The following is a 24,123-nucleotide window of genomic DNA, read 5'->3' on the forward strand; positions in this document are numbered from 1 at the left end:
ATTACCCTGGTATCCATCTAATAGTTACAGTTACGAACCGCCTCTTTCATAGCTTTTACATAGTCATAAACCGGTTTTTCACTGTTTTTGCCGTACTGGGCAACGATTTTTACAATCGCACTTCCCACAATCGCTCCATCTGACAAGGTGGCAAACTTGGCAGCCTGCTCTGTAGTAGATATACCAAATCCTACGGCGCAGGGCACTGCAGTTGACTCCCTGACTAATTGAATCATAGAATTGATATCCGTCTTGATTTCTGAACGGACACCGGTTACTCCCATGGAGGATACACAATATATAAATCCTTTTGCCTGCTCGGCTATCATTCTAATCCTCTCATTGGAAGTCGGGGCAATCAATGATATTAAATCTACTCCATATTTTAAACAATCCGGTTCCAGTTCTTCTTTTTCTTCAAAAGGAAGATCAGGAACAATGATGCCATCTACACCTGTCTCTTTACATTTTAACATAAATTTATCTTTGCCGTAAGTATAAATTGGATTGATATATGTTAAAAAGACAAGCGGTACCTGGACTTTTTCACGTACTTTAGCTACCATTTCAAATAGCTTATCTGTGGTACATCCTGCTAAAAGCGCCCTTTCATTGGCTTCCTGAATAACAATTCCTTCTGCTATCGGATCTGAAAAGGGTACCCCTATTTCAATCAGGTCTGCCCCTGCTTCTTCCATAGTATAGATTAATTTTTCCGTTGTATCAATATCCGGATCTCCTCCGGTAACAAAAGCGATAAAAGCCTTCCCATGATCAAATGCTTTCCCGATTCTACTCATAAATGTTAACCCCCCTGTATCTTGCAATTGCTGCTACATCCTTATCACCACGGCCGGAAATGTTAATAACCATAATTTTATCTTTATCATAAGCGGATGCCGCTTTCATGGCATAAGCCACTGCATGGGCACTCTCCACAGCAGGTATAATGCCCTCCGTACGTGACAGATATTCAAAAGCTCTCACGGCCTCCTCATCCGTAATGGGAACATACCTGGCACGGCCAGTGTCATTTAACATGGCATGTTCCGGCCCTATTCCGGGATAGTCAAGACCTGCCGATATGGAATATACCGGTGCAATCTGTCCGTATTCATCCTGGCAGAAAATAGATTTCATTCCATGGAAGATTCCCTCACTTCCATTGGCAATTGTGGCTGCATTTTTCGGATTATCCGCTCCAAGTCCGGCTGCCTCACAGCCAATTAATTCTACGTTCTTTTCTTCTATAAATTCGTAAAATGCTCCCATGGCATTACTTCCGCCCCCCACACAGGCAACTACTGCATCAGGTAATCTTCCTTCTTTTTCTTTTAATTGCTCTTTGATTTCTTTTCCTATAATTTTCTGAAAATCCCTTACTATAGTAGGAAACGGATGCGGCCCCATAACCGAGCCAAGTACATACAGCGTATCATCAACCCGTTTTGTCCACTCTCGCATAGTTTCATTTACCGCATCCTTTAAGGTTTTGGTACCACTGGTAACCGGATGAACTTTCGCCCCAAGAAGTTCCATTCGAAATACATTTAAAGCCTGACGTTCTGTATCCTCCTTACCCATAAAAATCTCGCATTCCATTCCCATAAGTGCCGCTGCGGTTGCGGTTGCAACTCCGTGCTGTCCTGCGCCAGTCTCCGCAATTACTCTTGTTTTACCCATTTTTTTTGCTAAAAGCACCTGACCTAAGACATTATTGATCTTATGGGAGCCGGTATGATTTAAGTCCTCTCTTTTTAAATATATCTTAGCCCCTCCCAAATCTTTAGTCATTTTTTCGGCATAATATAATAACGACGGCCGGCCGGCATAATTTTTATACAAATCATTTAATTCTTCTACAAACTGAGGGTCATTTTTGTAATATTCATAAGCTTTTTCTACTTCCTGCACAGCATTCATTAAAGTCTCCGGTATATATTGACCTCCGTATTGCCCAAATCTCCCATTTTTCATTTTTATTTCATTCCTTTCCTTGTTAAATTTTCTTACGCCTGACATATATTCTGGCTTAGCTCTAATAAAATTCTGACAAATCAGAGTTTCTCATATGCCAGTATTCTTTAACTGACATAAATTAATTAATACTCTGCTTTATTCTGGTTCCGCACCAATTCGATTAGCTCTTTAATTTTAATCTCATCCTTAATACCGTTTGTTTCAACTCCGCTGCTGATATCCACACAATAAGGATGACACTCTTCTATTACCTTAAGTATATTTTCTGCCTTTAATCCTCCGGCTAAAAAAAATGAATTCATATTTTCTGGTATTAATTCCAAATTAAACGTTAACCCGCTGCCGCCATACTGCTCCTTATTATAGGTATCAAAAAGAATGTGACTGCAAGAAAATTTTTGTATGTCCTCAGGACCTAATGCTTCCTTTAGGCGGATTGCTTTAATAATCTCATTAGGAATTCGCTGCTTAAGTTCCTTAATATATGTTTCTTCTTCATCTCCATGCAGTTGTACCAGATCTATTACATTTTCCCGACATAATGCAGTAATATGCTCTATTGGTTCATTTACAAACACACCAACTGCCTTTATCCGCTTATCTAAGGCTCTCTTTAACTGGGAGGCCGTGGCATCGTCAACCATCCGTTTACTTTTAGCAAATATAAAACCTATATAATCCGGGAGATATTTATTTACATAGGTTATGTCCTCAAGCCTTTTTAGACCGCATATTTTAATTTTTGTCATGGCTGCCCCTTAATTCGTTTAACATTTCCTTTTTGTCCTTACTTCGCATTAAGGTTTCTCCAATTAAAACGGCATTTACCTTAGAATCTCTTAATATTTTAATATCTAAAGCAGTTTTAATCCCGCTTTCTGCAACAAACAGAATGTTATCGGGCACCGATTTTCTGAGACGTTCACTGTTACGGATATCCACTTCAAAGGTTTTTAAGTTCCGGTTATTTACACCGATCATTCTTGCACCTGCATTTACTGCAGCAGCAATTTCCTCTTCATCAAAAACTTCCACTAATGCAGAAAGACCTAATTTATCACATATATGAATATATTCCTTTATCATTTTTTCATCTAACAGGGAACATATTAGCAAGATACAATCTGCTCCAATTACTTTAGCCTGATAAATCTGGTAAGGTTCAAGTATAAAATCCTTACGGAGTACCGGAATACTTACATTTTTCTTAATCTCTGTCAGATATTCATTACATCCTTTAAAAAAATCAGGCTCAGTCAATACTGAAATACAGCTTGCTCCAGCCCTCTCATAATCCTTTGCAATCTCCACATATGGAAAATCTTCTGCTATGATACCTTTAGAGGGAGATGCTTTTTTAACTTCACAGATAAAACTGATATCCCCGTTTCTTATGGCCTTTTCAAAAGGAAATAAAGTATTATGGTTCATTTTTTCTGCCAAATCCTTGATGGCTTCAAGTGGAATCTGCTGTTTGTCATTTTTTATACGAAATTTTGTAGCTTCCGCTATTTTATTCAGTATCATAATATCTATCCTTTCTGTTTACTGCCCTACCGATTCGTAAGTTCTATAAATTTCTCCAGCTGAGCCAATGCCTTACCGCTGTCAATCATTTCTGCCGCTTCCGTTACTGCCTCTTTTAAAGTAATATTATCTCTTACCATATAGATACAGGCAGCCGCATTCATTAACACCGCATCTCTTTTAGGGCCTTTTTCTCCTTTTAAGATAGCCAGTGTTATCTCTGCATTTTCTTTCGGTCCGCCTCCAACTAAATCTTCCTTTTTGCATTGGGAAAAACCAAAATCCCTTGGTTCCAGCTTATAGGAGGTAACTTTTCCATCACGGATTTCACAGCAGGTTGTAGGTGCACTAAGGGATATTTCATCAATTCCGTCATTTCCATAAGCTACTATCCCGCGTTTCACACCCAGATTAGCTAATACCTGTGCCAGTGGTTCTACCAGCGCTTCATCATATACTCCTAAAAGCTGCATATTAGCACCTGCCGGATTAGCGAGCGGCCCTAAAATATTAAATATTGTACGAATACCAAGTTCTCTTCTTACCGGAGCAACATATTTCATTGCGGTATGGTAACTTTGTGCGAACATAAAACATAATCCGATTTCTTTTAAAACATCTGCACTTTCTGCCGGACTTATCATAATATTTACCCCTAATGCTTCTAACACATCTGCTGCACCGCATTTACTGGAAACACTGCGGTTACCGTGTTTTGCAACCGGAATTCCTGCAGCGGATACAATTAGTGAAGCTGTTGTGGAAATATTAAAAGTATAGGCTTCATCCCCGCCCGTACCCACTATTTCGAGTACATCCATATTATGAAGTAACCGTATACAGTGTTTTCTCATACCCGCCGCACTCGCCGTAATCTCCGTGATGGTTTCACCTTTCATACGAAGCCCTGTCAGGTATGCTCCGATATGTATGTCAGATGCTTCTCCGCTCATAATTTCATCCATTACACTCTCCGCCAATTCGTATGTCAGATTTTCCTTATTCGTAATCTTATAAATTGCTTCCTTAATCATTTTTACCCGTATCCTTTCTACTTCTTATATTTTCTAACCCACAGTTGCCTATTATTTTTGAACTAATAAATATTATAAAAATTCAAATAAAAGTTATTACCTATTAAAAATCCTAAAAATTCATATTTTACTAACTAAAAAATTTTCCATCATTTTTTTACCGTTTGGCGTAAGTACGGATTCAGGATGAAACTGTAAGCCATAAACTTCATATTGATTATGTTTTACAGCCATGATGTCTCCGTCATCGGCTAAACCTATTACCTTTAACTCCTCCGGTAAAGTATCAGGTTTCGCTGCAAGGGAATGGTATCTTCCTACCGGTATTGTTTCCGGGAGTCCTTTAAATATGCTGCTGCCGGTATCTACTTTAACAATACTCTGTTTTCCGTGCATTAAGGTACTTGCATAAGTTATGGTGGCACCAAATACTTCACAGATACCCTGATGTCCTAAACAGACACCTAAGATAGGTGTTGATTCTTTCATTTCTTTCACCACCTCTTCACACACTCCGGCATCCATTGGGCGCCCTGGACCAGGCGAAAGAATGATGTGGGAGGGCTTTAATGCTTTGATTTCTTTTACCGTTAACTCATCATTACGGATTACTTTGATTTCAGTTTTTGCATCAGTACCTTTTTTCTCTTCGATTATACTTCCAATTAACTGTACCAGATTATAAGAAAAACTGTCATAGTTATCAATTAATAAAATCATATCTCTACCTCACATGCTTTCTTAATCGCTTCCATTACTGCACCGGCTTTGTTAGCACATTCTTCATATTCTTTCTCAGGAATACTGTCTGCCACAATACCGGCACCTGCCTGAACATATACCTTATTTCCTTTTTTTACAGCGGTTCGTATGGCAATACACACATCCAGATTACCCGAAAAGTCAAGATATCCTATGGCTCCCCCGTAGATTCCCCTGGACACAGGTTCCAACTCATCAATTATTTCACACGCCCTGAATTTTGGGGCCCCGGATAAGGTTCCTGCCGGTAACAGTGCTGCTACCGTATCGCAGCTGTCTTTACTCTCATCAATCTGCCCGGTTACTACGGAAGCAATGTGCATTACCTTGGAAAACCGGTGTATTTTCATATATTCTTCCACCTTGACACTGCCATATTTCGCAATTTTACCTACATCATTTCTTGCCAAATCCACCAGCATATTATGTTCCGATAATTCTTTCTCATCCGCAAGCAATTCTTTCTCCAGTTCCATATCATCTTCCGGTGATTTGCCCCGGGGTCTGGTTCCTGCTACCGGAAATGTTGTTAATTTACCATCCACCAGCTTAATCATTGTCTCCGGAGATGCCCCTGCAATCTGGACGTCCTCACACTGGATAAAATACATATAAGGGGATGGATTCGTGGTTCTTAATACTCGGTAAGTATTTAACAGACTGCAGTTATAATCTGCTTCAAACCTCCTGGATATTACTGCCTGAAAAATATCACCTTCACGGATATATTTCTTCGTCCGTTCTACCATTTCACAATAAGTCTCTTTTGATATATTGCAGGTAAATTGGGGATTGGAATCTGCTTTTAATTCCTGTAAAGGAGCCGGATCATTAATTAAATGAATGATTTTCTCGATTTCCAGTAATGCAGCATGGTAACCTAATTCTCCGTCCTCAGACTTATAATTGACTACAATGCTTATCTTCTGTCTTAAGTGGTCAAAGGCGATGACTTTATCAAAAAGCATTAAATCATAATCTTTAAAATTATTTTTTTTAATTTTCAGTTTAGGCTCCGCATAACCTATCATTTCATAAGAGAAATAACCTACAAAACCTCCGGCAAAGGGAGGCAGTCCATTCATACGGGGTGCTTTATATTTATTCATAAGTCCCCTTAAAACCCTCATCGGATCATCTGCAGTTTTTGTTATTATTTCTCCGCTTTTAATAGCAACCTCTCCATTCTCACAAGTTACGTGCAATAATGGATTAAATCCCAAAAAAGAGTACCTGCCCCAACGTTCTCCGCCCTCAACACTTTCCAGCAGATAATAATTTTTATCTATCTGTGCTAATTTCCTTAATAAAATAATCGGCGTAATGATATCAGCAAAGATCTCTTTGCAAACAGGTATTAAGTTAAATTCCTTTTCATATTGCTGCATTTTTTCATAACTGGCATTCATTTTAAAATCCTCCTTTTATTATTAATGAATAAAGTGTCAACGTACTGACACTTTATATCCTGAGTACGGTCAGCTTAGCCGATATTATTCCATACACATATGAGCATCCCTGTCCCATAGGACTTTTTATTTTATAAGGAAGTATAGCGAAATTTCTTTGAATCAAGTAAGAGTCTGGTTTACCAGACTCTAGCGCTTACGCGCTGTCACGACAGTGACATCTTCCTTAAGTGCGTCATGCGCATCCTGCCTGGAAGGCTTTTTTATTGCATCGGTAAGTTCGGAGAACTTTCCTATGCAATAAAAAAAAGCCTTCGTCCCCTAATCTAAGGGACAAAAGCTTATAACCTCTGCGATACCACCCATATTGATGTCCTAAAACATCCTCTCTGTTTGTATACAATCATATACACCCCGCTGATAACGGTTGGGGTTCCCGTTGACATCTACTTCCTTACGGTTTCAAGCCACCCTCACAAGTCCATTCAATAAAATCCGTCTTATCGCGTTCACACCATACAGCGACTCTCTGAAAGATTTTTTTTACCTACTTCTCTTGTTCATCGGTTTTATCATTAAATTGACTTAAGTATAACTTTAACATTTTAATTTGTCAATAGTCAAATTAAATAATTATTCATTTTTATTATATAAATAATTATACGGTTTTCTTCTTTCTATAGGCTTTTCTTTTTCTGTTTTTATGAGGATTTACGGAGTTTTTAGTACCAGAACTATTAACTTCTTCCTCTTTTTGATTCAAATCTGTTTTTAATGATACCCACATGGAAGAACCTTCTTTGCCCATTGCTTTGATTTCGAGAAAATCAAATTTTCTTAAGAATTTGGATAATTTGGTATCGCCATAATTTCTTACATCAAAATCAGGATACCTTTTTACCAGCCGGCTTCCCAGTTCTCCCATATTCATGCTTTGTTCCTCCGACTCATTCATCATCTTAATGATCGTATTTTTAATGACGCTAAGATCCGTCATATTCTTAACGATATCCTGTGATTCCGTTAACAGTAATCCTTTTGATTCTTTATTATTTGAGATACCATCCTCTGTTTTTTTAGCATCTGTGTTCTTATCTTCCGCTGCGTTTTCATTTACAGGCAGATTTGTTTCTTCCATCTCAATACCTTTTTTCTCTGATGCTGCTAAAACATCTAGGTACTTAAACTGATTACACGCAGCTATAAATGGTTTTGGGGTTTTCTTTTCACCCATACCAACTACCAGCATACCTGATTCTCTGAGTCTGGAAGATAATTTGGTGAAGTCACTGTCACTGGATACTATACAAAAACCTTCCACATTACCGGAATAAAGTATGTCCATTGCATCTATGATCATAGCTGAATCCGTGGCATTTTTGCCCACAGTATAGCTATATTGCTGTACCGGTGTCACAGAGTTTTCCAATAAGACATCTTTCCAGGAAGCTGCTGTGGATTTTGTCCAATCTCCATAAATCCTTTTGTAGGTAGCGATACCATAATTGGATATCTCATCCAGAATGTTCTTAATATATTTTGCGGATACATTATCAGCATCTATTAAAACAGCAAAACGCTTATCATCTGTCATAAAGTACTCCTTTTATTATTCTTTATGGTACTTGCTATCAGCCTGTCCCAGATATCATTGACACTGAATCCCAGAATTACCTCTGTAAATAAAATATAAAGGATATATAGGGGCAATATGATATACTTATTTGATTTTATTTTATTCTTCTCCTGTTTCAAAACCATATTTCTTCCTCTCATTACATAATTGTATTAATTCCATAATAACAAAATATATTACTTTTTACTATATCCCCTTATTAATTACTATCTTAATCATACCTTATTCACCGGAAAATAGCAATATTTTCCTTTTATTTCTTTTTATTCTTTTTTATTTATGTTACTGTCCATTTCCCTGCAAAAAGCAGCAGTTCCGCGAACAATAACACATTTCGCTATGTTCGCAAAAAACAAAGGCAGCGTTCCTACGCTGCAATTGTCCGTTTTTTGTGAGTTTAAATCGAAAGTCACAGAAATTAGTTATAACTTAAGCTGGAAGGCTGGACTGTAACTAATTTTTAACCTGATATACGTCCTCATACAGATGAAAGCCATCTTTTATAACCGTTTCGTCAATATTATCCTTTGTTACAGCCTGTACTCCAATAAATATGTATGGTACATCATACGTTCCGTCATTGATGGTACCATCACTTACTATTTTCTCTCCATTTACAAGCTGTACACATAGATCCACTGTTTTTTCCACTAGATCTTTTATTGGTTTATATACGGTTAACGCCTGTTTTCCCGTAACAATTCTCTGGCAGGCAACTAAATCCGCATCCTGTCCAACCACCTGAACCTTTTCTGCTATTTGTGCTTCTGACAGTGCATCGATTGCACCCCAGGCTAAGGAATCATTTCCACAAATAATGGCCTTCACTTCATCTTTATGTGTTTTTAATTCATCAAATAAAAAATTATAGGCGGTTTCTCGTATCCAGCCATCCACCCAGGTCTGGGCCAGTATCTGTATCTTATTATTATCAATAAATGGCTTTAATACACTCATTGCTCCTTCGTATAACATTTTACTGTTACTGTCATTTTCAGAACCGCCGATAATGATATAACCACCCTCCGGAACATGGTCCGTAAGGTAGGTAGCCATTATTTTACCCACCTGATTATTGTCAAAAGAAATATATACATCCACATTACTATCATGAACCAAACGGTCATAGGATATTACCGGAATATTTTTATCTTTGGCTGCCTTAACACATCTCGCATCTTTGTTACTGTCATTGGGTGCAATTACAAGTACATCAATGCCCTGCTTAATCATCTCCTGCACCTGTTTGTACTGAAGATCAGAATCCTTATTTGCATTATTAACTATGACTTCGATTCCCTCCTGCTGGGCTTTTGACATAAATATGTCCCTGTCTCTGATCCATCTGTCCTCCATTAAAGTTCCCAGTGATAAACCAACAACAATCTTTTTCTCTTTTTCAGGACCTTTCGGAAGTTCATCTTTTCTGCTGCACCCAAACATAACTGCCGTACTAAAAACAAGAAACAACAATACTGCGAGTTGTAGTATTTGCTTTTTCTTTCCCATAAAACCCTCCTCAAAAACTTAAAATTTTCAGCACATTTATCATAATATGATCTTTTTTAATGCTTTATTTAAAGTTTCAATAAATTTCGTTTCCTTCACAGGCTTTAATATATATTCTTCTATCCCCATTGCCTCTGATTCAGCATAAAAATCGTAAGCTGAGATAACAATAAAACTTACATTCGGAATATGCAGTCTTATCTCTTTCATTACGTCCAGTCCATTCATACCTGGCATATTAATATCCATAAAGACAATATCAGGATGAAACTTATATGCCTTTTCTATTGCATCTTTTCCGGAACGGGAAGTTCCTATGATATCAATAGAATCAAAATTTTTATTTATCATATATACTACGGATTCAACCGCTATCGGTTCATCATCTACAACTAATACTTTATACATTTTCTGTCGTCCTATATTCTGCTTCTTTTTTAAAGTTAAGCGGCAAGGATAATATTACGTTGGTTTTTCCATCCACACAGGTTATATTCATAACGTCATTTTCTTCATAAAATAACCTGAGACGGTTTAATACATTGTCTAGTCCGATACCTGTTGTATGTCCCTTTTTGGATGGATCTTTCTGTGCTTTAAATTTACGGTTTAAAATCATTTCTATGGTTTCCTTTGGAAATTCATCTCCGGTATTGGAAATGGTGATGTTTATCCGATTTCCATCTTTTGCTGTTTTAAGCTCAATAATGCCTCCATCTTCAAACTTGCTGACACCATGGATATATGCATTTTCTACTAAAGGCTGCAGCGTCATTCTAGGCATTATAAAGTTTTTTATACTGTCATCTTCTGGCTCTGATAGTCTAAAATCAATAATATCCCCAAATCGGGTTATTAATAAATTCATATATGCTGCAACATTATTGATCTCTTCCTGTAAGGTCGCATTATAATCCAACCCCTTAAGATTATAACGGAAGATATCTGCAAAATTTTCCAGATACTCACAGGTAATATCATCTCCCTGAAGCATGGCAACTTTTGCCCCGATATTAATCGAGTTAAAGATAAAATGCGGATTAACCTGGGACTGCAAAGCCAGTAATTCCGCTTCATGAAGTGCATTTTTCATCTTCAGGTTGTCTAATTTTTCTTCAATTAACGTACGTTCTAATCTCTGCTTTTCTTTTAACTCGTTAACATATTCCTTAATACTTATCGTCATTCTATGAAAGGTCTGGTATAGAATACTGATTTCACTGCTTGTCTTTTCGTCGGTGATTTCCACATCAAAATTACCGTCAGAAACCTCTTTTGCATAAGAAACCAGTTTGGAAATTGGCTTGGTTATTTCGATACTGAATAATACTAAAATAACTGAGATTAATATTATAGTAATACCAAAAAGAAAATAGTTAATCATTGCTGTCTGATCGGCTTCTTTCTTAAGTTCTATATATTTCTGGGCACTGTCGCTTAAGTCTGTACTCATGATTTCCTGTATATAATTACCGATATAATTATATTCTTTTACTGCTTCCTGATAACCAGAGGTATATTCGTTGATTTTTTTATTTCTTTTATCCACTACCGTCTCGTCCAATATTTTCAGATAATGGTCTACCATACCGGTAAGATTTTTAATCTTAATTCCTCTGTCAGAAAAACCTTCATCGGATTTTAAAATACTATTATTGTATGTTATAGAATTGCTGTGGTCATAAAAAGACTGCAGACTGTCCGAACTTCTGGTTGACAGATAAACCTCCAGATTATTCTGAATCTGGTTTAATTCGTTATAAACCGTAGTCAATTCCTGGCTTTTATTTAACATATCCGTCATATTCTTCATCAAAACCCGTGAAGAGGTATAATTGTATAATCCGACCAAAGTTGTTATAACTGTAGCCAGTAAAAAGAAACCAATTAACTTTGTTCGATACGTTAGTCCCTGTTTTTCCTTCATCTTCTTAATTCCCCTTATATGACACCGCGGTTATTTTAATACATTGTTATATTGATTAACGTTTTTTGCATCTATGGAATAAACTTCCGTAGGTGTATAATCGCTGATTTGTTCCCCTTTAAGGCTTTGGGTCAATTGTTTCACCGTATAATATCCGATTTCATAAGAATTGGGACAAACCGTTCCATAAATAACACCTCGTTTTATATAATCCAGTGTCTGTGGCATAAATCCGTAACCTATTATTTTAACATCCCCAACCATATTGTTATCCACCAATACCTGGGCTACTGCCGGTGTACTTCTTTCATCTAAGCAAATAATTAAATCTACATTTTTAACATCCGAAATAATGGAGGATGTTACTCTCTCCGCTTCAAACATATCCTTATTCAAAGTAAAAATATCTCTTATATTAATTGTACCATATTTTGAAAACGACTCCATAATGCCCTGAATTAATAAATTACGATACAGAACATCCCCCTGTTCACCGGCTTCGTTCATAACAACCACTACATTACTTTTTCCGTTCGTAGCATTCACTGCCATATTTCCGGCCATAGTACCTATGTTATAACTGCTGGATCCTACCATTGGTGTATTAGGGATGTTAAAACTGTCATTTTCATAGGTAAGGAGTCCAATTCCCTGTTTTTTTGCTTCCGCAAGAATATCCTGTGTCTGTTTGGTATCTGCAGGCTGAAATGCAATGCCATCCACTCCGGCATTGATTCCTTTTTCAACTGCTTCCTTAATTACACCGGCATCTTTTCTGGACACGGGAACAAATTCCACATAAACACCATATTCCCGTTCTGCTGCTTTGGCTCCCTCTTTAAAAAAACTCCAAAAGTACTCATCTGTATTCTGTACTATGATTTGCAGATGATATTCCGGCTTTTCCACGGATTCCTGATTTCCCTTATCCTCATTCGTATTATATAAAAGCTGGCCAAACATTACCAAAATCAAAAGAAGCATTCCAAATAACATACCAAAAATCCATCTTATCATTACTTCTACCTATACCCTCCGTTCCCTTTCCTCACCTTGTCTATTTACAAATTTTATCTATTCATTTTTCATTGTATTGCATGAAATAAAAATAAGCAAATACTTTTTGGATTCCAAAAGGAATTGAATTTATATGTCAATTTTTTCATAAATGGGCTTAAAATCAGCACTGTCAGCACAAAGAAAACCATTCCATTCTTCCAACAGAATCTTCAAAACCGGTTTAAACAGATCAACAGTTCCCTTCTCTAGTGTAACTGCAAAAATTGTTTTAATATTACGATTTTTGATAAAATACACATCCGACGGTTCTTTAAAGGAATACCCTAACGGTTCAAAATCAACTGTTCTCTTATCAGCTAATTCAATCTGCAGAATATTCATTGCCTCCCATAATTCTATCTCTCTAAAACCTTGTATCCTAAGCCTGTCCGCAATCATCTTTGCATTAACCTCGAAAGGAGTCATATAATACCAGTCTGTAATAATAACCTTCTTATTTTTATCAGATTCTGTATTAGACTTAAATGTATTTGTACTTTTATGGTTCTTTTTACTTAGGCTTTTAACTTGTTTGTTCATTTTCTTCCTCCATTTATGTTAAATTAACTAATTTCGTTAGTTCGATATACCTATTTTAGCATAAATATGAATACAATGGCAAGGCAGTACATTAGATATATGGAAATTTCAGTTGTACTAAACTTAATAAATATGTTATACTACACCAATAATATCTTACTTAGATATTGATGCAATAAAAGTAAGTACCATCTACAAACTTCGGAGGTCTAATATGTATTATAAACAATATGGCAATACAGAATACCAGGTTTCAGCAATTGGTATGGGGTGTATGCGTTATGATGAAACGGACGTAAAAGCTGGGGATTTTAATAAATGCGCAGAAGTCGCTTTATATGCCGCTGAAAAAGGTATCAATTATTTCGATACTGCACCCTTTTATTGTGATGATAAAAGTGAAATAATAACCGGTATGGCGCTGTCCCAGCTGCCCAGAGACAGTTATTATGTTTCATCCAAAACAAATATGGGAACGGTTGGAGGACAAGGTACTGCGGATGACTATCGCAGAAGACTGGAAACTACTTTATCAAGGCTTAAAGTAGATTACCTGGACTTTTACCATTTATGGTGTATTTTAAATCTGGATTCCTTTAAAAAGCAGTGTGATTCCTTATATAGCTTTTTTGAAAAAGCAAAAGCAGACGGTTTAATCCGTAATATCGTATTTTCTTCCCATATGCAGGGTAATGACCTGGAAGAAGCAGTAGCATCCGACCTTTTTAAGGGTATGTTAATCGGATATAACGCACTTAACTACCGTTTCCGTCAGACAGGTATTGAAGCCGCTTATCAAAAGGGCATGGGCGTTGTTGTTATGAATCCTCTAGGGGGAGGACTGATTCCCAATAATCCGAAGACTTTCAGTTATCTGGCAGAAGGCACTGACTTAACCGTTCCTCAGGCAGCTCTGAATTTTGTAGCTTCCCACAAGGAAATAACTATTACTTTAGCCGGATGTACAACAAAGTCCCATATTGACGATGCCTGTAAGGCAGTGGAGAATCTGGTTGAGAGACCGGCAAGAGATATTTATGAGGAATATGAAAACAAAGGCGTTGCCCTTAATAATCTGTGTACCGGATGTGCTTATTGCAAGCATTGTCCAAAAGAGATTGATATTCCGAAATTCATGGATGCATACAATGAAAAATTATTAGGTAATAATCTCCATGACCGTTTAAAATATCATTGGCAAATACCGGCTGAAATGGCTGCAGAATGTATTAAATGCGGTAAATGCGAAAACTTATGTACACAACATCTGCCTATTATGGAAAGGCTGTCTGAAATAGCAGGTTAATTTAGAAAAGAATTTAATAATTGATAAAATAATACCCCCAATATTAAATGAAAATGACCACAGAATATTGGGAGGTATTATTCTTTATATTATGATTCAAGTGTTAAAGGCCAATTTTATATTACGGTATCGTTAATTTGCACAATTTATATTTTGATTGCGTGACGCAGAATATAGTTCATTCGTAACACGCTCTCGCTTGGATGAAGTACGTAGTGGTACATAAGTCTCTAAAATGCAGGACCTAAGTACCAACGACTTCATACAGTTACTCATCGAACTATATTCCGCTCACGCTAAGGTTGAGTTATAGACATGCAAATCGACGATTGTGAATTATTTGTATGGCTTTTGACGCACGAATCATATTATAGATTATGTAATTTATTCCGATTAGCTAGTTGCCCTTGGCCAATGCCTTAAGATATTCCCTTGCAATAATACTGTGGCCGATTGCACTTGGATGAACTCCATCCTCAGTTATTTGTTTACAGGTGTACTCCTCCACTTCCGCTTTTGCAAAGATTCCATCTAACGGTAAGTAATAATCTGCATATTCTTTGGCAAGCTTTCTGGCTACCTGTATCTTAGGATTAAGGTCTTCCCTCCATTGTTCACGGTCAGGCAGGGAATATAAAACAAATGGCTCCATGATCATAATCCTGCACTCAGGCATATCTGACTTTATCTTGTTTAAAAGAAATCTGTAATTTCTCTCATACTCTTCTGCACTGGTGGGATCGTTACTGTCATATCTTCTCCAGGTATCATTAATTCCTATCAGAATAGAAATAAAATCAGGGTTTATACTCTTAAAATCTTCGTTATAACGCTCCACCAAATCTTTTACCCTGTTACCGGAAATACCTTTATTAATAAAAGTAACTCCATTTTCCGGAAATAATAGGTTATACATTTTAGCAATAACACCGGGATATCCTTCCGACAGTGATGTATTATCTTCTCTGTTTCTTCCACAATCGGTTATACTATCTCCTTGAAATAAAACTATTTGTCCTTTTTTAAATATCTCTTTCATGACTATCTCCTACCTGCTTTTGTATTCTTTTATAACTGTAACCATCCGAATTATTTTGAAGAACCTCGAATTTCTTATTGCATTATAACAGATTTTACCATAAAAAACAACGTTGTAGATTTATAAATAAAGATAAATTTTTATTTATAATCATATAATAAATAAACATAATTAATCTGAAAGTTGTTTGAGGATGAATGAGGAAGAAAGAAGAAAAATAATAAGCGAAGATTATGGAGACGGCATTGTTGAATTTGCCATCAGTCCGGAAGAATTTGCAAGATTTGCAGGTGAGACAATTAATTTTATTAGTGATAAATATGCAGCGATATATGTTCCTCTTTCCAGAATACCTGACAGATTAACAGGATCCGTTGCTTATTCCGTCATACCAAAACTTTATGCACCGCTGGATATATTAAGCCTTGAGGAAATGGGAGTGGCAAAAGTGCAAAAGTCCCCGTTAGCGCTGAAAGGAAATGGTGTTTTGTTAGGGTTTATTGATACCGGAATAGATTATCTCAACCCATTATTTCAGTATACTGACCGTACTACCCGAATTGTTTCTATTTGGGATCAGACAATCAAAAATATGCAGGCTTCTGCTGATATCTTTTATTATGGAACAGAATATACCAGAGATCAGATTAATACTGCCATTCAGAGTGAATCACCTCTTAGTATTGTGCCAAGTATTGACGAATACGGCCATGGAACAACACTTGCAGGACTTGCAGGAGGCGCCTCAAATGCGACACCGGACTTTTCCGGAGTTGTTCCTTATTCAGACTATGTAATAGTTAAATTAAAACCTGCAAAACCAAATATAAAAGATTATTTTGGAATACCTGATAACGTAATCTGCTATCAGGAGAATGATATTATGTTTGGTTTGGCATATCTTGTTAATACGGCACGAAAATTAAACCGTCCCATTGCCATATGCATCGGATTAGGAACCAGCCAGGGCAGTCATGAAGGATTAGGGCCTCTAAATGACCTGATCTCAACTTACTCAAATAAGGTGGGGATTGCTATAATCGTTGCAGTTGGTAATGAGGGTAATTCCAAACATCATTTTTTTGGTGAGATTGACAGTGCAGTCGGAAGTACCCTGGTAGAATTAAAGGTGGGAAATAACGAAAATAACTTTTCCATGGAATTATGGGGTAATACCCCGGGGACTTATTCCATTGACATAGTTTCTCCCTCCGGAGAATATATTCCCCGTATTCCTGCACGAATAGGAGAATTTAGAAATATTAGATTTATTTTCGAAAGCACTAATATTATAATCGATTATGTGGTGGTAGAATCCCAAACAGGAGATGAACTTATTCTGATTCGTTTTAGAAAACCTGCTCCGGGCATATGGAAAATAAAAGTCTATGGCTCTAAAATTACTTCCGGATTTCATATTTGGCTCCCGGTCAGAGGTTTTATCTCTGATGGAACTTTTTTCATCTCACCGAACCAGTTTACAACAATAACAGATCCTGGAAATAATTTGTCTGCTATTACTTCGACAGCTTATAATCCTGCCAATCAAAGTCTTTTTATAGAAGCCAGCAGAGGTTATACTCGTTACAATCAAATTAATCCTGATTTAGCCGCGCCTGGCGTGAATATCTATTCTCCTTTACCAGACAACCAATATGGTTTAGCCTCAGGGACCAGTCTTGCTGCAGCATATGTGACCGGAGTTTCAGCTATGCTGCTTGAATGGGGAATTGTAAGAGGCAATGACCGCTCCATGGACACTTATCAGATTAAAAAATATTTAATTCGTGGTGTAAATAGGAATCCTGCCCTTACCTATCCCAATCGGGAATGGGGTTATGGTACGGTTAATATTTACGGTACTTTTGAAAGTTTAAGCGGAGAATAAAAGAGAATGAAAAACGCTTTTACTCTGGAGGGTAGAAGGAAACTAATATCAAAGAACGGACACCTTTTATAATTTTTAATCTTTTTTGCTTCGGTATCACCCTTGTTACAAAGGCATACCGCAAAAGGTATAAATATATAGCCCGGAATGCTGCCTTATTACATCCTGAATTGTTTTGGGGTCATTTGATATTTTTTCTTAAAAACCCGGTGGAAATAACTTGTATTATCATAACCTACCACTGCAATAATATCCGATATGGACAATTTTGTATTGGTCAGTAATTCCACAGCTTTATTAAAACGTTTCATTTGGAGCAGCTCTTTATAAGTATGTCCGGTATTCCGTTTTATTAACTTACTTAAACTGTAAACCGACTGGTTTAAATCCTCTGCAAGTTTTGTTAGTCTTGCCTCCCTGTAATTTTCCTCAATATAGCGAAGTACTGACAGAGTCAAATAATTATCATAAGGATCATTACCCGGCTGTTCAATTTTATCCGTATAATTAAGAAGCTGTAAAAATAACAGCCCCATGGTTGTCTGATTGATTTTATGATTATTCGGCTGCTTATTTAGCAAAGACCAAATCATGTTCTCTATCAGATTCTGTATGGGTAAGATATTGGCAACTTTAAAATGAAGATAACTGGACGTTCCGGTATCCTGCCGTAAAGAATCAACAATAAAGTCTTTCAGCATATTTTCTCCGTTAAGCATACTGAATGCTACATCAAAAAATTCCGGCAGCACTATAAAATTAATAGCTATATCTTTTTCTCCGGCAGGTAAGATTTCCTGAAAGGCATTCTGGTTTAAAAATAATAAATCTCCCTCTTCAAGAATTACCTGATTGATATCGTTAATAATATGGGTAGTGCTACCCTTACACATGTATATAATTTCAACAAAATTATGCTTATGCTTCGGAAAATGGGTAAACCGGGTGTGCGTTCTTACATCAATCAATTTTCCTTTTTCAAGCATTTTTTTACTGTCAATAATAAAATCTTTTTTCGAAGTATACAGATTTTTAACCACGGAATTTCTGCCGGATAAAATCAATTCTTCTTCCTTTGTAATTTTCTCTAAAATGTGTAATAAATCAATATTCATGGAATCACCATCCCCATAAGTAAATCAATCCGTTTATAATTATACAAAAGGCTGAACATGTTGATATTACTGTTCAGCCTGTTCCAATTCATTTAAATAATTTAAAAGTTTATCAATTCCTTCCCCGGTACAGGCACTGACAAAAAATATCTTTTTACATCCGGTAAGTCTAAGCCACTCCCCTGCCCGTGTCGGTTTAGCATCCGGCTGATCAATCTGGGTCACTATACCAATTACTTCCCGGTTTACTAAACTGGTGATATTAGGGCTGTACAGAGAATACTGTTCCGTTGCACTTAAAAGAAGTCCCACTACATCCGCCTCATAAGCATACAGGGCCAGAGCACCGGCTAATACTTTATTTTCTGCATATTCTCCAGGCGTATCAATAATTAAGTCATAATGATTCATGTATTGTGTTTTCTGGTATTTTATCTGTTCTCCCCTTAAAGCCTGGGTCAAGGTAGTTTTACCGCATTCACTTCTGCCCATAAAAATAATTTTTTTCATGTTCTCGTAATTTCACAAACGGTAAAATATAACTTTTCTCTTGCATAATCAACTACAGCATTCAGGGAAGTCTCTACTTCAGAGACAGTACCGGTAACAATTAAGGTTCCGCTAAAACGATCTACAAACCCTAATTCCACACCTGAAGTCTTCATAGCAATATCACTGGCAATAATTGCCGTTTCACTGGGTGTCATTGTTACTATGCCAATAGCAGCTTTTGAATAATCCACCTCCGGATTTAGTCCCAGTTTTTTATATAGAATCGTATCAGGGTTAGCAATAACATGGGCAATGGTAATTTGCTTTCCCGGTACAATTTCCTGAATTATTCTCATTTTATTATCGTTTGTTAATATATCCTGAATATTCAAAGTATCCTCCAAAAGCATCAGCTAGTTTTTCTGTATCCTGCCTGTAATCCTTATCTGCCTTATATTACATATGGTTAACCGCCGATCTGACATAACAAGCCAGACAATTTTGCGGCTTCTAACAATTCTTCCATATACTCATTACTTAGAGGTTCTAATGAAGCAAGCGTATATTCCCTGCCAAGTCCCTCATATTTATCCTGTCCTAAACGGTGATAGGGAAGTAAATGCAGTTCTTTTACCCCAGTAAGAGTTTTGGCAAAAGCAGCGATTTCCTTAATCTCCTCTTTCGTATGATTAAAGCTTGGTATAACCGGTACCCGTATAATCAGATTTGTTCCGGTTTCCGCAATTTTCCTTGCATTCTTAAGTATCTGCTCATTGGGTTTTGAAGTAAATTTCTCATGTTTTGCGCAGTTTATATGTTTAATATCCATTAAATATATGTCAAGATAAGGCAGATATTTTTCAATTACATTAAAATCAGCATATCCTGTACTTTCCATAGCCGTATTAATACCATATTCTTTACAGGCCTGAAGTAATGCTGTTGCAAATTCCGGCTGACAGAGAGCCTCTCCACCGGATAATGTTACTCCGCCGCCGCTTCTTCGATAGTATGGAAGGTCTTTTTTAATTTCTTCCATGACTTCTTCCACAGTCACATCCGTGCCGATGATTTTAGGTTTTCCCTGTACCATCATAGTCTGTATGTCATATTCCTGTGATTCCGGATTACAACACCATTTGCATCGGAGCACACAGCCTTTTAAAAAAATAATAGTTCGTATTCCAGGCCCATCATGTATGGAAAATCTCTGAACATCAAATATCCGTCCTTTCACTTTCATTATATCCATTTCCATCTGCTCCTCCCCATGTCTTGCTGTAATATAAACTAAAAGCCTTGTTCCGTTCTGGAAATAATATCATTCTGTAAAGATCTGGAAAGGGAAGTGAACAGCGCACTGTATCCGGCAACACGTACTACCAGACTTTTATAATTTTCCGGATGTTTCTGTGCATCCACTAAGGTATCCCTGCTTACAACATTAAACTGCATATGGCTCCCTTTTTGATCAAAATAAGCACGAATCAGGGAAATAAAGTTTTCAAGCCCTTTTACACCGCTTAATGCTGACGGATGGAATTTCTGGTTAAATAACGTTCCGTTAGATGCAATGAAATGATCCAGCTTTGCTACGGAATTGGCTGCTGCCGTCGGCCCGTGGATATCCTTTCCTGAGGATGGTGAAACACCGTCTGCAACAGGGGTATAAGCGAGTCTTCCGTCCGGAGTTGCTCCGGTTTGCGCACCTAAAGGTACATTGGCTGAGACAGGATACAGACCTGCCTGATACTGGCCTCCCCGGGGATTTCTATAGGTTTCCAGCGGTTTGGTGTAGGTATACGCAACTTCTCTGGCAAATTCATCAACTTCTGATACATCATTACCGTACTTGGGAACTTCTGCAATCAAATCCAGCAAGTTATCATATTTTTGTTTATCTTCTGTTGAGACACCGCCATTTAAAGCAATGGTAAAGATATCTGCAATTTCTTTCTCCGTCACCTTATTCCCGTCTGCGACTAACTTCTGAACGATTTCCATCGTCACTTTTTCAGCTACCGATTTATCAAGTCCTTTTCCATAATTCATTACAAGTGCTTTTTTAAACTCGGTAAGCGTTAATTTCTTATCTTCAAATACTAATTTCTTAATGGTATATAAGGAATCAGTCATATTAGCAATACCAAATCCCTGAGGACCTGTAAAGTTATAGATTGCACCGCCTTCCTGAACACTTTTGCCCCGTCCGATACAATCTTCGATCATACTGGATAAAAACGGAAGCGGACATCTCTCTGCATGGGCAACATCAATTGCATTATCTGCATTGACCAAAAGACCGATCATATAATTCATCTGTTTCTGGTAGGCTGTAAAAAATTCTTCAAAAGAATTCATGTTCTCTACTTCGCCGGTCTCTATACTGATCTGAACGCCTTGATCCATACCGTTATTGAAGACTAATTCCAAAGGTCTGCACATATTGAAGAAAGCGGCATCATGCCATCCGTCTGTTTTACCGGCTTTTTGCGGCTCTACACAGCCGATAATGTTATATTCTCTTGCATCTGCCAATGTTAATCCTCGATTGACTAAAGCAGGAATGATTACCTCATCATTATAATAAGCAGGGAGTCCGATTCCGGTACGGGTTAACTTCGCTGCTTTCATCATAAATTCGTGAGGGGTTTTGTTCCATACCCTGACGGATAAAGATGGCTGTGGCAGTGCTACATGCATAGAAGCCTCAATGCACATAAAAGATAAATCATTTGTCACATCAACACCATCTTTATTCTGTCCGCCTGCTATCAGGTTCTGGAATAAGCTGTATCCTGCAAAACCCTCTGCGGACGCAGCATCACGTGCTTTATTTAAATCATTTAATTTTACCCAGATACAATCCATTAGTTCCTGTGCATATTCACATGTAATTCTGCCTGCCTTGATATCTGCATCATAATAAGGATACATATACTGGTCAAAACGCCCCGGAGAAATGGAATGACCGCTGGATTCTATCTGCAATAACATCTGAACAAACCAGAAAGACTGGCATGCTTCATAAAAGTTAGCTGCCCCTCTTTCAGGAACATTGGCACAATTTTCTGCTATCGTTAATAGTTCGGCCTTGCGGTTGGTATCCTGACAGTTTTTTGCTTCTTCCAAAGCAAGTAAAGCATAACGGCGGCCATAATCAACTGCAGCCTGACAGCTTATCATAACAGCTTCCAGGAAAGTATGACGCCTTACATAGTCCATATCGGATACGTTTAAGCTATCCATGGCAGCCTGCACTTCTTTTATAATACCCGCATAACCAACCGCAAGAATCTTTTCGTACGAAACAGTAACATGTCCTACTCCGTTATAAAAATAGTTGCCGGGTGTAAAAATATTATGGTCAATCGCTTGTTTTGCTTCCGGAGCCATATAAGCGGTTGCCAGCTCACTGGTCGTTTTACCCATCCAATATTTATATACTTCATGTAGAATTTTCTTAGTATCTTCTGAAATAAAGAAAGGATCTGAAGTACGGGTGCTTATGGTGTCAAATTCTTCTTCCAGCCAGGCATAAGAAAATTCAGGGAACACCTGACATCCTCTGGGAGCTTTCGTTGCACTGCCGACAATTAATTCATTCTCCCTTATAGTAATAGGAATATTTTTAAGGATATGTTTAAAAGCCTTAGCACGTCGAATGATAATAGGCTCTGCTTCCGTCTGCTTATAACTCTCCGTAAGTAAATAGGCACGATCTGCTTCAATTTCCGGCATATTGGCATATAAATTATCCACTAATTTCTGTATTCTGGGACTTTTTGCTATTTCCATATCATTATATTTCTTCATACTGTACTCCCATCTACGTGCCTTAGCACGTCTTATATAAGGGAAGAAGCTTAAAATAAGCACCCTCTATGCTCATTTTAAGGTTTTTTCAGTGTAAAAAGTGGTTTTCTTTTTACACTTGCTCCCATCTACGTGCCTATAACTTTCACTGCTTTTACTCTAATAATGTGTTTCTACTTTAATGGTATTAAAAACCTGTTTCCACTTATCATCCAGCTCGGTATCCGTAATTAGGATATCAATATCTGTTAAGTCACCAATCTTCGTAAAGGATATTTTATTAAATTTAGAATTGTCTGCTGCCAATATCTTTTTATTAGCAGACTCCAACATTAATTTCTTTATATGTGCGTCCATTTCGTTGGAATCGGTAATACCTTTTTCCATATCGATACCCTTACAGGATATGATTGCCTTATCTACATGATAGTTTGTAATCATTTTTTCTGCCTGGTATCCCACTAAGGATAATGAACCTTCCCTTAAGGTACCACCGGTAGATAAAACTTTCCAGCCGGCAACTTCAGATAATTCCAATAAAATTTCAATAGAATTCGTTATAATTGTAATATTCTTTTTATTTTTTAAATGTTTTGCCACATATACCGCCGTAGAACTTGCATCCATCATAATATGATCACCATCTTCAATTATAGAACTTATAATATCAGCAATATACTCCTTATTTGTTACATTCGCTTTCTTTCTCACCGTATAAGGTAAATCCACATTCAGGCTTTCATTAACAATAGCCCCGCCGTAGGTTTTTTTTGCAAAACCTTCCTTTTCGAGTTTTTCCAGATCCCGCCTGATCGTTTCTTCCGTTACATTAAAACTCGCACTTAGATCGCTGACAACAACCCGGCTGTCCCTCTGTAACATAGCAAGTATTTTATTTCTTCTTTCAATTGCAAGCATATTTCATTCCTACTTTCATACATGGTATACCATTTAATTTTAATAACACAAGCAGTCCTAAGATTATCCGCTTTAACTATTATTAGTAATATTATAATAAATTTTTCAGAAATTGGAAACCAATTCTTGCCTTTAATTATAGGAACATGGTTTCTGTGTAACTGTT

The 24,123-nt window shown here is 37.2% G+C and carries 23 protein-coding genes and 1 other annotated feature; of the genes, 2 read left to right on the forward strand and 21 right to left on the reverse strand.

All coding sequences use genetic code 11. The annotated features are described in order from the left end of the window. Positions 1–17 precede the first annotated feature (17 nt). From trpA to RBU59_RS03895, 14 genes are all read right to left on the reverse strand, one after another. Positions 18–800 (reverse strand): tryptophan synthase subunit alpha, encoded by a 783-nt coding sequence (trpA, locus tag RBU59_RS03830; protein WP_308146557.1) that lies wholly within the window; start codon positions 798–800, stop codon positions 18–20. Continuing rightward, positions 793–1,977, reverse strand: a complete 1,185-nt coding sequence (gene trpB / locus RBU59_RS03835; protein WP_308146558.1) for a tryptophan synthase subunit beta — start codon at positions 1,975–1,977, stop codon at positions 793–795. Before trpB ends, trpA begins: the two co-directional genes overlap by 8 nt. Positions 1,978–2,102: 125 nt before the next feature. Then, positions 2,103–2,729 carry a phosphoribosylanthranilate isomerase gene (locus RBU59_RS03840; protein ID WP_308146559.1) on the reverse strand — a complete coding sequence of 209 codons (627 nt, stop codon included), beginning with the start codon at positions 2,727–2,729 and terminating at the stop codon, positions 2,103–2,105. After that, positions 2,716–3,507 (reverse strand): indole-3-glycerol phosphate synthase TrpC, encoded by a 792-nt coding sequence (gene trpC, locus RBU59_RS03845; protein WP_308146560.1) that lies wholly within the window; start codon positions 3,505–3,507, stop codon positions 2,716–2,718. The genes RBU59_RS03840 and trpC overlap by 14 nt, the downstream gene beginning before the upstream one ends. A gap of 26 nt (positions 3,508–3,533) precedes the next feature. Then, positions 3,534–4,541 carry an anthranilate phosphoribosyltransferase gene (trpD, locus tag RBU59_RS03850; protein ID WP_308146561.1) on the reverse strand — a complete coding sequence of 336 codons (1,008 nt, stop codon included), beginning with the start codon at positions 4,539–4,541 and terminating at the stop codon, positions 3,534–3,536. 120 nt (positions 4,542–4,661) lie between these two features. Beyond that, the gene (locus RBU59_RS03855; RefSeq protein ID WP_308146562.1) at positions 4,662–5,261 is read right to left on the reverse strand and encodes an anthranilate synthase component II; all 600 of its coding nucleotides are present in this window, start codon (positions 5,259–5,261) and stop codon (positions 4,662–4,664) included. After that, positions 5,258–6,712 carry an anthranilate synthase component I gene (gene trpE / locus RBU59_RS03860; RefSeq protein WP_308146563.1) on the reverse strand — a complete coding sequence of 485 codons (1,455 nt, stop codon included), beginning with the start codon at positions 6,710–6,712 and terminating at the stop codon, positions 5,258–5,260. Before trpE ends, RBU59_RS03855 begins: the two co-directional genes overlap by 4 nt. Before the next feature lie 326 nt (positions 6,713–7,038). Then, positions 7,039–7,285 (reverse strand) — a binding site (T-box leader). Between the two features lie 85 nt (positions 7,286–7,370). Continuing rightward, positions 7,371–8,306, reverse strand: coding sequence for an NYN domain-containing protein (locus tag RBU59_RS03865; RefSeq protein WP_308146564.1), 936 nt, complete (start codon positions 8,304–8,306; stop codon positions 7,371–7,373). Then, positions 8,303–8,473: a hypothetical protein gene (locus RBU59_RS03870; protein ID WP_308146565.1), complete on the reverse strand. Its 171-nt coding sequence runs from the start codon at positions 8,471–8,473 to the stop codon at positions 8,303–8,305. The genes RBU59_RS03865 and RBU59_RS03870 overlap by 4 nt, the downstream gene beginning before the upstream one ends. Positions 8,474–8,801: 328 nt before the next feature. Further along, positions 8,802–9,857: a sugar ABC transporter substrate-binding protein gene (locus RBU59_RS03875; RefSeq protein ID WP_308146566.1), complete on the reverse strand. Its 1,056-nt coding sequence runs from the start codon at positions 9,855–9,857 to the stop codon at positions 8,802–8,804. Positions 9,858–9,896: 39 nt separating this feature from the next. Beyond that, positions 9,897–10,265 (reverse strand): response regulator, encoded by a 369-nt coding sequence (locus RBU59_RS03880; RefSeq protein WP_308146567.1) that lies wholly within the window; start codon positions 10,263–10,265, stop codon positions 9,897–9,899. Continuing rightward, positions 10,258–11,784 carry a sensor histidine kinase gene (locus RBU59_RS03885; protein WP_308146568.1) on the reverse strand — a complete coding sequence of 509 codons (1,527 nt, stop codon included), beginning with the start codon at positions 11,782–11,784 and terminating at the stop codon, positions 10,258–10,260. The genes RBU59_RS03880 and RBU59_RS03885 overlap by 8 nt, the downstream gene beginning before the upstream one ends. A 30-nt stretch (positions 11,785–11,814) precedes the next feature. Further along, complete coding sequence (locus RBU59_RS03890; protein ID WP_308146569.1) at positions 11,815–12,801, reverse strand: sugar ABC transporter substrate-binding protein; 987 nt, start codon at positions 12,799–12,801, stop codon at positions 11,815–11,817. Positions 12,802–12,930: 129 nt separating this feature from the next. Continuing rightward, complete coding sequence (locus RBU59_RS03895; RefSeq protein WP_308146570.1) at positions 12,931–13,383, reverse strand: hypothetical protein; 453 nt, start codon at positions 13,381–13,383, stop codon at positions 12,931–12,933. Positions 13,384–13,597: 214 nt separating this feature from the next. Between RBU59_RS03895 and RBU59_RS03900 the strand changes: the two genes are divergently transcribed. Further along, positions 13,598–14,689 (forward strand): aldo/keto reductase, encoded by a 1,092-nt coding sequence (locus RBU59_RS03900; protein ID WP_308146571.1) that lies wholly within the window; start codon positions 13,598–13,600, stop codon positions 14,687–14,689. A 397-nt stretch (positions 14,690–15,086) separates the two neighbouring features. On the opposite strand, the gene RBU59_RS03905 is transcribed toward RBU59_RS03900, so the two are convergent. After that, positions 15,087–15,728 carry an SGNH/GDSL hydrolase family protein gene (locus RBU59_RS03905; protein WP_308146572.1) on the reverse strand — a complete coding sequence of 214 codons (642 nt, stop codon included), beginning with the start codon at positions 15,726–15,728 and terminating at the stop codon, positions 15,087–15,089. Positions 15,729–15,921: 193 nt separating this feature from the next. Here RBU59_RS03905 and RBU59_RS03910 point away from each other — a divergent pair, with 193 nt between their 5' ends. Then, the gene (locus RBU59_RS03910) at positions 15,922–17,616 is read left to right on the forward strand and encodes a S8 family peptidase (RefSeq protein WP_308146573.1); all 1,695 of its coding nucleotides are present in this window, start codon (positions 15,922–15,924) and stop codon (positions 17,614–17,616) included. A 158-nt stretch (positions 17,617–17,774) separates the two neighbouring features. On the opposite strand, the gene RBU59_RS03915 is transcribed toward RBU59_RS03910, so the two are convergent. The 6 genes from RBU59_RS03915 to RBU59_RS03940 form a co-directional block, all read right to left on the reverse strand. Continuing rightward, positions 17,775–18,731: an AraC family transcriptional regulator gene (locus RBU59_RS03915; protein WP_308146574.1), complete on the reverse strand. Its 957-nt coding sequence runs from the start codon at positions 18,729–18,731 to the stop codon at positions 17,775–17,777. A 66-nt stretch (positions 18,732–18,797) separates the two neighbouring features. Next, positions 18,798–19,241 (reverse strand): EutP/PduV family microcompartment system protein, encoded by a 444-nt coding sequence (locus RBU59_RS03920; protein ID WP_308146575.1) that lies wholly within the window; start codon positions 19,239–19,241, stop codon positions 18,798–18,800. Further along, the gene (locus RBU59_RS03925) at positions 19,238–19,615 is read right to left on the reverse strand and encodes a BMC domain-containing protein (protein ID WP_308146576.1); all 378 of its coding nucleotides are present in this window, start codon (positions 19,613–19,615) and stop codon (positions 19,238–19,240) included. The genes RBU59_RS03920 and RBU59_RS03925 overlap by 4 nt, the downstream gene beginning before the upstream one ends. A gap of 74 nt (positions 19,616–19,689) precedes the next feature. Then, positions 19,690–20,481 carry a glycyl-radical enzyme activating protein gene (locus RBU59_RS03930; protein ID WP_308146577.1) on the reverse strand — a complete coding sequence of 264 codons (792 nt, stop codon included), beginning with the start codon at positions 20,479–20,481 and terminating at the stop codon, positions 19,690–19,692. Positions 20,482–20,513: 32 nt separating this feature from the next. Then, the gene (locus RBU59_RS03935) at positions 20,514–23,039 is read right to left on the reverse strand and encodes a glycyl radical protein (RefSeq protein WP_308146578.1); all 2,526 of its coding nucleotides are present in this window, start codon (positions 23,037–23,039) and stop codon (positions 20,514–20,516) included. A gap of 159 nt (positions 23,040–23,198) precedes the next feature. Beyond that, positions 23,199–23,957, reverse strand: a complete 759-nt coding sequence (locus RBU59_RS03940; protein ID WP_308146579.1) for a DeoR/GlpR family DNA-binding transcription regulator — start codon at positions 23,955–23,957, stop codon at positions 23,199–23,201. Positions 23,958–24,123 lie beyond the last annotated feature (166 nt).

This window comes from Anaerocolumna sp. MB42-C2, from assembly GCF_030913705.1.
Taxonomy (GTDB): Bacteria; Bacillota; Clostridia; order Lachnospirales; family Lachnospiraceae; genus Anaerocolumna.